Source organism: Candidatus Lokiarchaeota archaeon (assembly GCA_014730275.1).
In the GTDB taxonomy this organism is placed as follows: domain Archaea; phylum Asgardarchaeota; class Thorarchaeia; order Thorarchaeales; family Thorarchaeaceae; genus WJIL01.
Window position 1 is genome coordinate 48,989 of record WJIL01000071.1, and the last position, 9,980, is coordinate 58,968.

Below are 9,980 nucleotides of genomic sequence, written 5' to 3' on the forward strand. Positions count from 1 at the left end.
TTTTTTTTTGGCTTCTTCTCGACATCTACGTTATCCATCATCAGAGAATCAACTTCTCGATTTTACAGGTCAACATGTTATACGGACCTGGAATTTGGACTTTCAATGCATTGTGCTCTGTGTGGAGCTTAGAATGTGTTGAATTACAAAATGAGCTTTAACACTTGGGGGAGGGTGGGTTTCTGCGTCTAATCGACTTCAATCACGACTTCGGAAAGCGGTTTTCTACCTGTTTTGGTTTGTGGAGTCCCTTTGCCAAGTGGAATAATCGAAACGGGCCTGAACTCCTGAGATAGATCAAGAACTTCAGAAACCGTGTTCTCGTCGAATGCACCTACCCAGCATCCGGCATATCCTTTGAAGTGCGCGGCGAGCAAAACACCATATGTGAGAGCAGCCGTATCTTGAATCGAATACAACTCTCTACCGCGTTGCCCATATCTTTGAGCTGATTCTGAGGGTACGGCACATATTACTAAGGTTACAGGAGCTTGGCTAACAAAGCGCTGTCCATAGGCTGCTTCTGCCAGTTTTCTCTTCTTCGTATTGCCCTTTACAACAATAATTCTCCATGGTTGCCTATTACCTGCCGAAGGGGATTGTAGACCGGCTTTAAGAATCTCGTTGAGAATCTCCTTTGGTATGTCTTCATCAGAGAAGTTTCTCACTGAAGATCGTGACTTCAGCAGCTCAATGGCCTCGTTATCACTCATGTCATAACACCTCTGGGTTCACTAGATTAGGAGGTTTTTCCCCCTTTAATCCCTTGCTCAAATTCTCCGCACATATCTCTGCCATTTTCGATCTTGTAGCAAGTGTTGCACTTCCTACATGTGGGGCTAGAACAACGTTATTGAGCTGGAGTAGAGGATTGTCGTGTTTAATAGGTTCGTTGTGAAAAACATCTAGTCCAGCTGCGAAGAGATGTCTATTCTTCAAGGCATTGAAGAGAGCCGCTTCATCGACTACCTCCCCCCTTGAAGTGTTAATCAGAATTGCCCCCTCCTTCATCATGGCAAATTCCCTTTTGCCTATCATTCCTTTCGTTTCAGAGGTCAATGGAACATGCAGAGATATGATATCAGACTTCTCTAGAATCATATCTAGTTCTACTTTTTGTGTATCAAGTTCTTGTCTGATAGTCTCTGTACGTTCCGTTTCTGATCTGGTATGAAATAGTACATCCATAGAGAATCCTTTTGCTCTTCGTGCTACAGCAGTTCCAATCCTGCCAAGTCCGATGATGCCAAGGGTAGCACCTGTAATGTCCTTTCCGAGAAGCATCTTGGGTCCCCATGCAACTTTCCATTTTCTTTCTCTGACATATGCATCAGCTTCGACAACTCTCCTGGCTGCTGCCATAATGAGTGCCCAGGTAAAATCTGCAGTTGCATCGGTAAGAACCCCTGGTGTATTTGTAACCATGATTCCTTTGCTAGTAGCTGTTTTCACATCTATGTTGTCATATCCTACGGCATATTGCACTATGATTGACAACTCATCGAGTTCATTCAGTACTGCGGAATCTATTGGATCTGACAATAGCGTAACCAAACCATGACATCCCTGTGCCTTTTCGATAATCTCCTTCTTCGTTGGGGGGTGATCTGGTTTCCATACATCTGTTACGAATTCTTTTTTGATGCGTTCTAGCCCTGCGTCCGGAATCTCTCGTGTAACAAATACCATCTTGTTCAAGATATTTCTTGCCTCCTTAGTGATATGAAGCAATAGCCTTGCCCACACTGGGCTTTCTCATTCTTCCACGCCTAGGAGTTCTGATAAGTCCTCGGCCCGGTACAATATTTAGTGCGTTCATGTATTTGCTTATATGCAAAAAGAGAGTAAAGTAGAAATAGAAGAAAGTTTCCAAAATATGATGGAGAGAAAAAGCTGTGTCACTTGAGCTCCCCAAGAGTGCTATAGTCGTCCTTAATAAGTTGAGTAAAGAGGGCCCGATGACTCCTAAGGACATAAGCAAAGAGGTCGACCTGGCTCCGAGGACAGTTAGTTTTGCGTTGCGAAAACTGATGGGGAGAAAGCTTTGTCGTAAGATTCCGAACTTGCAGGATATGCGACAGCCATTGTATCTTGCCGACACCGATCGAGCAAAAGAGATACGGACAAAGTTCAATCATGTGTTCAGGCAGTTCTTACAATAGTTTTGTTCTACTGTAACTCGATGATACCCTCCCTTTGAGCAGGTCATAACTACATTTAACAAGCAGTACTAAGGCCATTTGCTATGAGTGAGCATAATGGCGCATGAAGGAATGAGTATTGCCTTAGTAGTTCTGGGGTTATTGCTGTTGATCATCTACTACTTTGGTCCACGAACTGAGGTTCGCGAAGTGAAACGACAAGAGGGCTTCATTATGTTGATACCTTCAGCCATAATTCTCTTTGTAATAGCGGCCATAGTTTTCAGCGGTATCATAGGCTAATTGAATTCTCTATCTACTAACCAGCACATGATTGCAGCCGCCATGAAATCAGCTGTTGTTCCAGGGTTGATTTCATCTGGAATATTCTTCTCTAAATAGGTGGTAGCTTCATCTAGCCTTTGATCCAAATCATACTTGAGTAGTGTCTTCTTTGCGTTTTCCTGTACCAGTTCGGCCATTTTCTTGCCATTCCTTCTCAAGATATGCCCATCCAGTTTCTGCGAGAGCAGCCAAATGAACACCTTGACGACAGCTTCCTCGATTGAATCGATTTCCTCCGCCTTCTTCAGAAGCTGGGGATATAGCCTCTCCAAGACCAATGGATATGCTTCACTTATCTCTCTGCATAACGGATCAACTGGTGCCGAAATCTCGAATAACTCAGTAAGCGTCAGATGATCTTCTCGAATATTGTTCTCAATATGGGGACTAGTTATGTCATACCTATCATGGATGATTTTCCAGCCCCTACCTTTCTTGTTCTCGTGGTTCTCAAGATCAAGTATCTGAAAGGCCTGTGAGAAGGTTAGGGCATCATTTACGGTTGTTTCTTCAACAAGATTACGGACATGCCGTTTTACCAGTTTGGGTTCCATAATTCGTTTTTCAAATATGGTTGCACCGATTGCTACGGTAAGGGGAATCAACAACAGAACACTTCCAAAAATCGTATTTCGACCAACAAATCCTCCGAGGATCTCCTTTTCAGAGGACAGAATGAGTTCTCCTAGATTTGCTTCATCATACCTCAGATTACCTTCCGCTATTGATATTCCTACCTGTGCACCCCGGAAGAATCCCTTTCCTGCCTGAGCGGCACTAGAAAGGAAATGGCGGTACTGGGTATCGGAAAAACTTTGGATTCTATTAACATTGCCAGGTTTGGGTGCACTTGCCTCAATCAGCAACGCAAGCTGGCCACAAGAGCTGAGTCTCCAAGCCACATTCGTCTTCTTCATGAATTACCACCCTGTTCTCTGTTTTAGACCAAAAAGACTTATTCATGTCTTTCCTCACCCCAACAGGGTTGAATGTATGGAAAACATCTCAGCTAGGTTAACATTTTCGCAGGTTGGAATATTTGTTTCTGCTATTGTATATTTGGCTGTTAGGGGTGGCTTGGTCATGCTTACAATCAACGGTCCATTATGGATTGTTCAGGGCGGCTGGCTTGCGATAGCCTTGCCGATTATTCCTGTAATCGTGATGGGCTTTACTGCATGTTGCGTATCGTATGCCTATTCGTATGTCGGTCTTTGGATGATGGATAATGACTTATACTTGCTAGGAATAGTCACTATATTCCTTTCAGTCATTATAGCCCCTGGGATTTTCGCTGCATACTCATGGTTCGGCTTCGAAATCATAATCTAAACGATTCGAGGCATTATGTCCGCAGCTCTACCCTCAAGCAGGATATCTGCTACCCCTTTGCGGTTGTTGCCATTCAGATTAACAAGTATGATTCTTGCATCCGACTTCTTGGCCAGATGCGGCAAATAGGCAGCGGGATAGACTTGTAAACTGGTTCCAATAACAAGCATGAGATCCGTCTTTCGACAGATACCTATTGCTTCTGACATGGCGTCCTGAGGTAGGGGTTCTCCAAAGAGTATGGCTTCGGATTTGAGGATACCATCGCATTCATCACACTTGGGTGGTATTTCGCCTTCCACTACTCGTCGCTGTATCTTCTCGCCCACATATTTTTTCCCGCACTCAAGGCAATAGGCTCTAAGATAATTCCCATGGAGTTCGACTACTTTCTGATTGCCCGCCTGTTGGTGTAGGTTATCGATATTCTGAGTAATAATTCCCAGAAGCTTGCTTCTCTCCTCCAACTTGGCTAGGGCCCTGTGAGCTTCGTTCGGATGGGCATCAAGAATAACCTCAGCTAGCTCTTGCCCCATCTCCCAGAACTTACTTGGATCCCTCATGAAACTGTCATAGGTGGCATATTCATTTGGATTATATTTTTCCCATAAACCCCCTTCTGAACGGAAATCCGGTATTCCTGAATCTACGCTGATTCCCGCTCCAGTCAGTGCTGAGATATTTTCCGCTTCTTCAACCCATTTCCTAGCCTTGGAAATTGCCTCATCTAATGACATAGCCTTTGTATTCGTATCAGCCCAAATGTTACTTTCGGTTTTTTCACTTTCTTCACTCTTTGATGGGCTTTTCGAAAAGTTTTTCTTGGTTAGAACGCGACTGGCGGCGAGAGTCACCAATGGGGATGCGGCCCGAGCGGTCGTTTTGCAGCCGATGTAGATTATCGGCTTGCTTCTGTGCATGTTTGCCAATCAGAGTCAATCTTGAATAATCAGGGTGACCGAACAATGCAGGATGAAGAGGAAACTGTGATGGATAGCTCAGATACACCTGAAAACGACGCTGAGCCAGAAGCATTTGAGCTGACACCTGAAAATGAGCTCGAAAGAAAACTCACAGAGCACAAGGAGAAGACGGATGATTTGACAGATAGACTTCAGCGTCTCCAAGCAGAATTCGAGAACTATAAGAAACGAATGAACAAGAGAATCGACGACATACGAGGAGTCGCTGGTGAATCTATTCTCCTCAAGCTCTTGGAAGTATATGATAACGTTGAAAGAGCTCTTGAAGTTGATTTTGAAGAGAATCCCGAAGCTGCCGAGGAAGGAGTTGCAGCTATACGCAAACAACTTGGGAAGCTATTTACACATGAAGGGGTTCGTCCCATTGAATGTGATGGGAAACAATTCGACCCTTACTACCAACATGCAGTTCAAAAGGTACATAATCCGGATAAACCTGATGGTGTCGTCCTAGAAGAATACCAGAAAGGCTACATGTTGAAGAACAAGGTGTTGCGTCCTGCACTTGTTTGCGTCAACAGACACAAGATTGATGAAGAGGATTCATCGGACAATAATGATGATAGCAAAAATGATGATACTGGTGAGTGATTAGAGTGACCGTAGTTGGCATAGATTTAGGCACTACAAATAGTGGAATAGCCTATATGGAAGGAGGAAAGCCCCAGATTATTCCCAATGCGGAGGGCAAAAGGCTTACTCCCTCTGTTGTAGGCATTACAGAAAAAGGCGAGATTATTGTGGGAGAATTGGCCAAAAGGCAGGCAATTTCAATGCCTGGTAGGACTATCAGATCAATCAAGCGACATATGGGTGAAGATTACACCGTTGAGATTGACGACAAGCAATACACCCCTCAAGAAATCTCCGCCATGATACTTAGAAAACTGAAGAGTGATGCAGAGGACTACCTTGATGAGGAAATTGAACAAGCCGTTATCACGGTACCTGCGTACTTCAATGATAGCCAGCGACAGGCAACAAAGGATGCAGGTCGTATTGCTGGCCTAGACGTTCTTAGGATCGTGAATGAACCCACCGCATCAACCCTCGCTTACGGGCTTGGCAAGAAGGAAGAGATGAAGGTATTAGTCTACGATCTTGGTGGAGGAACATTCGACGTTTCCATACTCGATATAGCTGAAGATGTTTACGAGGTTATGTCCACAGCCGGAGACACCAAGCTAGGTGGCGATGATTGGGATCAGCGTATCATGGACTGGATTGTGGAGGAATTCAAGAAAGAGCATGGTGTCGATCTCTCAGATAGTTTGGAGGCCATGCAGAGGATAAAAGAAGCAGCCGAACAGGCGAAAATTGAACTCTCCACAGTAAAGGAGACGAACATCAATCTGCCTTACATTACTGCTGATGAGAGTGGCCCGAAGCATATCGATTTGGATCTTACAAGAGCAAAATTCGAACAAATGACAGATGACCTAGTTCAGAAAACAATGGGTCCTCTCCGTCGTGCGTTGTCTGATGCTAAGTTAGAGCCTGAAGAGGTGGACAAAATCCTCCTTGTGGGTGGCGCTACCCGCATGCCCATGATTCAACAAAGTGTACGCGGCATCTTCGGAAAGGAAGGTGAGAAAAGCATCAATCCAGACGAAGTTGTGGCACTAGGCGCTGCTGTTCAAGCAGGAGTGCTTTCTGGTGAAACGAAAGATATCTTATTACTGGATGTAACCCCTCTAACACTGGCTATTGAAACACTAGGTGGCAAAGCTACGCCTCTCATCCCCCGGAACACCACTATTCCAACCAAGAAGAGCAAGGTATTCACTACCGCGGCGGATGGTCAGACAGCTGTTGATATTCACGTTGTGCAGGGTGAGCGACCTCTGGCGAAAGATAATATGAGCCTTGGCAAGTTCCAGCTTGTGGGTATACCCCCTGCCCCAAGAGGGACTCCACAGATTGAAGTTACATTTGACATTGATGCGGATGGTATAGTGAATGTGAAGGCTGAGGATAAGGCTACGGGCAATGAACAGTCCATTACAATAAAGGCTACAACGAACCTCTCTGAAGAAGAAATCGAGGAGATGGTCGAAGAAGCTGAGGAGTACGCTGAGGAAGACAAGAAGCGTGAAGCCATTATTGACGCGAAAAATACAGCTGATCAGATGATATACCAGGGTCAGAAACTCGTAAAGGATTTCGAAGACAAAGTGCCTGACGACTTGAAAGAGAAGCTCGAAAAAGAATCAGCGACACTTAAGCAAGCCATCGAGGAAGAGGATCTTGAAAAGATGAAATCTGGTACCGAGAAAGTGAAAGAGATTATCTACGAAATCTCACAGAAGGCTTATGGTGGCGCGGGGCCAGGCGCTCAAGGTTTCGACCCGAGTCAAATGGGTGCCGCAGGCTTTGATCCCAGCCAGATGGGAGCTCAAGGTGCACCTGGGGCTGAGGCATCATCGAGTGAGGAAGACATTGACGACGAAGATGTTGTTGATGTAGACTTTGAAGATCTCGACTAGGCTCTAAACGTTTGGTGAATGGGCTTGGCTGAAGATGACTACTACGACATCTTAGGTGTCGACAGAAACGCTACCCAAGACGAGATAAAGCGAGCCTACCGTAGGCTTGCCAAGAAGTACCATCCGGACCGGAATCCTGACAACAAGCAAGCTGAAGAGAAGCTTAAGGAGATAAACAAAGCCTATGAGGTTCTAAAAGACCCGGAAAAGAGAGCCAACTACGATCGATTCGGAACCGCTGAAACTGATGGTATCAGAATGGATGGCCTTGGAGATCTTTTCAGACAATTCTTTGGTGGTTTTGGTGGTTTTGGAAGAAGTCGTAGAAGTGGCCCACCACCAGGCGAAGACCTACGTATACGAATCAATTTGACATTCGAAGAGGCCTTTTTCGGAACTAAAAAGAAAATTGCTTTTCAACGGAAAGTCAAGTGTGATGAATGCGGAGGAACAGGAGCGGCTGAGGGGACTTCCCCCAGGACATGTTCTCAGTGCCATGGGCGCGGCCAAGTTATGCGTTCAATGGGTGGTTTCATGCGGGTTTCGCAAACGTGTCCACGTTGTCATGGTTCCGGAGAGATAATTGACACGCCTTGTTCCGAATGTGATGGATCCGGCCTAAAGACTGAAAGAAAGGAAATTGAGATACCTATCCCAGCAGGCGTGGAAGACGGAATGGGTCAGAGAATAAGGGGGGCAGGTAACGCGGGGGCGCGAGGTGGCGCCTATGGCGATTTGATTATCATGTTTTCTGTTGATTCACATGATCAATTTGTCCGCCGTGGCCTTCATGTGTATACTGAGATGGATATCCCGTTCTCAGTAGCAGTACTTGGTGGTGAGATTGAAATCCCAACAATGTATGGGACGAGCAAAATGGATATCCCATCTGGTACAGAGGGCGGGAAGCTCTTCAGAATGCGTGGGAAGGGCGTTCATGCTGATGATGGAAGAGAAGGGGATCAATTAGTCCGGGTTCACATCGACATCCCTGAGAATCTAAGCGATCAACAACGCGAATACCTAGAGAAATTCGGGAAACTCTTTGATTAGAAATCTCTTGGCTTGCATAGACAGCATCGCATTTTCAAATCGGGAAATGCACTCGTATTGGCGGGCTGTATTACCCACGCTGTATCTGCTCCTCTACCAGTACCTCCGATGCAGATTACGTCTTCATCTACACGCGCTAGTCCCGCATCAGCAGCCATCAGTGCTATTTCTGCACAAACTTTGGTTCCTTGTCCGAACGTACGAAAAGCAACAGCCATCAGTTCAGTTGCAGTCCAAGTGCCAAGCTGTTTCCTAAAACTTCTGGCAATTCCTGCTAGAGCATGGGTGGTTGTGAGGATTTCAGCCCCGTTTTCTTCTATCTTTTCCCTATTTGAAGGCTTGAGCTCGTTCTTATTCGGTTCTGAGAAGCCGGTCATATGGGTGACCACAATAACATCACTATCTGAAAACAACTCAGCCGCTTTCGCACCAGTTGAACCTTCTGTTGTGGCTACTAGAACACGCTTGATTTGAGAATTTTCTCTAAGATAGCCTTTCACGATATCAAGCACTGTGTCCGTATGCTCAGATGACGCATGGTCAAAACAGTGTGTATTCTTAGACATACTCCTATCTTGAGCTGTCATTATATCAAGGTTACCTACTCTTCCTTTTCGTGGAAGATGAAGATTCCGCCTTGATACAACTTGATTAACCATTCGATTACCGTGAAGAAAAGCAGAATCAAGAAGAACCAAGGGAACATGATAGATGGGAACCTGTCAGAAACAACTACGCTGGCTAGAAAGACAACAAGAAAGACTACTACGAATCGCCCTATCATATAGAGCATTCTCTTTCGTTTGGCAGTCCAGACTGCGCTTTCAGGTAACTCTTTCCGGTATTCAGCAGCAATCTCCCTTGGGGATCCCAAATTGGCCAGTGTTTCCTCAAGGAGCATCATAGAGGATTCAGAAGGTCTCTTTTCAATTTTGTCCGAAAGCGCATCATTAATGTGCACTCTTAACTCATCTATCACTTCCCCTCTCTCTACCCCTTCTGGAAGGAGGTCTCTTACCCTATCAAGGTAATCATCAATTCGATCTTGTACTTCTCTACTCTCCATCTCTAAGCAACTCCAACTTCTCCATCATTTCTTCGAGGATTACTTCCATTGCCCGTAGAACCCTGTCTCCTTCGGCTGTGAGTACATACACCTTCCGTTTTGGACCTGCATCCGATTTTTCGGTGTGAACGTTGAGAAGACGCTCGTTCCTTAGTCTATGCAGAATTGGATATAACGTTCCGTCTTTGACTTCAAGGACGCCGCTGGTCTTTGCCTCGAGTTCCTTGGCGATTCCATAGCCATGAATACCGTTTTGATTATTCTTTACGATTGCTAGAATCGCATATTGAAGTATTCCTCTCCGCATTTCAACCTTCCAGCTATCCTCAAAGCTTTGTGTCTTGTTCAACGATGGCCATCCTCTAACTCAGCATTCATGTAAGGTACCTAGCGATGCTAGGTATTATCGATATGGTATTGTGAGAATTTAAGCTTTGTGAGCAAGTGGGCCCTGTGTAAAAAGTCATACTGATATATCGGATTGACACACATTACTGTTCCGGATTGTCTGTATTCGTGCATAGGAATAGAGAATTAACTACTCATCTTGTCTTCTCACACTGATTCGGGCGAC

The 9,980-nt window shown here is 45.2% G+C and carries 13 protein-coding genes; 6 read left to right on the plus strand and 7 right to left on the minus strand.

Annotated elements, in window-relative coordinates; all coding sequences use genetic code 11:
* Nucleotides 1-188: 188 nt before the first annotated feature.
* Both GF309_08530 and GF309_08535 read right to left on the minus strand, forming a co-directional pair.
* Nucleotides 189-713, minus strand: a complete 525-nt coding sequence (locus tag GF309_08530; GenBank protein MBD3158817.1) for a nitroreductase family protein — start codon at nt 711-713, stop codon at nt 189-191.
* 1 nt (nt 714) lies between these two features.
* On the minus strand, nt 715-1,689 hold the full coding sequence (locus GF309_08535; protein ID MBD3158818.1) for a D-glycerate dehydrogenase: 975 nt from the start codon (nt 1,687-1,689) through the stop codon (nt 715-717).
* Between the two features lie 269 nt (nt 1,690-1,958).
* Here GF309_08535 and GF309_08540 point away from each other — a divergent pair, with 269 nt between their 5' ends.
* Nucleotides 1,959-2,162 (plus strand): hypothetical protein, encoded by a 204-nt coding sequence (locus GF309_08540; protein MBD3158819.1) that lies wholly within the window; start codon nt 1,959-1,961, stop codon nt 2,160-2,162.
* Nucleotides 2,163-2,258: 96 nt separating this feature from the next.
* On the plus strand, nt 2,259-2,444 hold the full coding sequence (locus GF309_08545) for a hypothetical protein (protein ID MBD3158820.1): 186 nt from the start codon (nt 2,259-2,261) through the stop codon (nt 2,442-2,444).
* Here GF309_08545 and GF309_08550 read toward each other — a convergent pair.
* Nucleotides 2,441-3,403 (minus strand): hypothetical protein, encoded by a 963-nt coding sequence (locus tag GF309_08550; protein MBD3158821.1) that lies wholly within the window; start codon nt 3,401-3,403, stop codon nt 2,441-2,443. The two genes, GF309_08545 and GF309_08550, sit on opposite strands and share 4 nt — an antisense overlap.
* A 76-nt stretch (nt 3,404-3,479) precedes the next feature.
* On the opposite strand from GF309_08550, the gene GF309_08555 reads away from it, so the two are divergent.
* Complete coding sequence (locus GF309_08555) at nt 3,480-3,818, plus strand: hypothetical protein (protein ID MBD3158822.1); 339 nt, start codon at nt 3,480-3,482, stop codon at nt 3,816-3,818.
* Here GF309_08555 and GF309_08560 read toward each other — a convergent pair.
* Nucleotides 3,815-4,738: an NAD-dependent protein deacylase gene (locus tag GF309_08560; protein ID MBD3158823.1), complete on the minus strand. Its 924-nt coding sequence runs from the start codon at nt 4,736-4,738 to the stop codon at nt 3,815-3,817. The two genes, GF309_08555 and GF309_08560, sit on opposite strands and share 4 nt — an antisense overlap.
* A gap of 45 nt (nt 4,739-4,783) precedes the next feature.
* Between GF309_08560 and grpE the strand changes: the two genes are divergently transcribed.
* Genes grpE through dnaJ form a run of 3 tightly spaced genes read left to right on the plus strand, consistent with a single transcriptional unit; the run spans nt 4,784 to nt 8,340 of the window.
* Nucleotides 4,784-5,392: a nucleotide exchange factor GrpE gene (gene grpE / locus GF309_08565; protein MBD3158824.1), complete on the plus strand. Its 609-nt coding sequence runs from the start codon at nt 4,784-4,786 to the stop codon at nt 5,390-5,392.
* A gap of 5 nt (nt 5,393-5,397) precedes the next feature.
* On the plus strand, nt 5,398-7,287 hold the full coding sequence (dnaK, locus tag GF309_08570) for a molecular chaperone DnaK (GenBank protein MBD3158825.1): 1,890 nt from the start codon (nt 5,398-5,400) through the stop codon (nt 7,285-7,287).
* An 18-nt stretch (nt 7,288-7,305) separates the two neighbouring features.
* Nucleotides 7,306-8,340: a molecular chaperone DnaJ gene (dnaJ, locus tag GF309_08575; GenBank protein ID MBD3158826.1), complete on the plus strand. Its 1,035-nt coding sequence runs from the start codon at nt 7,306-7,308 to the stop codon at nt 8,338-8,340.
* On the opposite strand, the gene GF309_08580 is transcribed toward dnaJ, so the two are convergent.
* Genes GF309_08580 through GF309_08590 form a run of 3 tightly spaced genes read right to left on the minus strand, consistent with a single transcriptional unit; the run spans nt 8,337 to nt 9,755 of the window.
* Nucleotides 8,337-8,999 (minus strand): hypothetical protein, encoded by a 663-nt coding sequence (locus GF309_08580; GenBank protein MBD3158827.1) that lies wholly within the window; start codon nt 8,997-8,999, stop codon nt 8,337-8,339. The two genes, dnaJ and GF309_08580, sit on opposite strands and share 4 nt — an antisense overlap.
* Nucleotides 8,942-9,406, minus strand: a complete 465-nt coding sequence (locus GF309_08585; protein ID MBD3158828.1) for a hypothetical protein — start codon at nt 9,404-9,406, stop codon at nt 8,942-8,944. Before GF309_08585 ends, GF309_08580 begins: the two co-directional genes overlap by 58 nt.
* Nucleotides 9,396-9,755: a PadR family transcriptional regulator gene (locus GF309_08590; GenBank protein MBD3158829.1), complete on the minus strand. Its 360-nt coding sequence runs from the start codon at nt 9,753-9,755 to the stop codon at nt 9,396-9,398. Before GF309_08590 ends, GF309_08585 begins: the two co-directional genes overlap by 11 nt.
* Between the last annotated feature and the right edge of the window lie 225 nt (nt 9,756-9,980).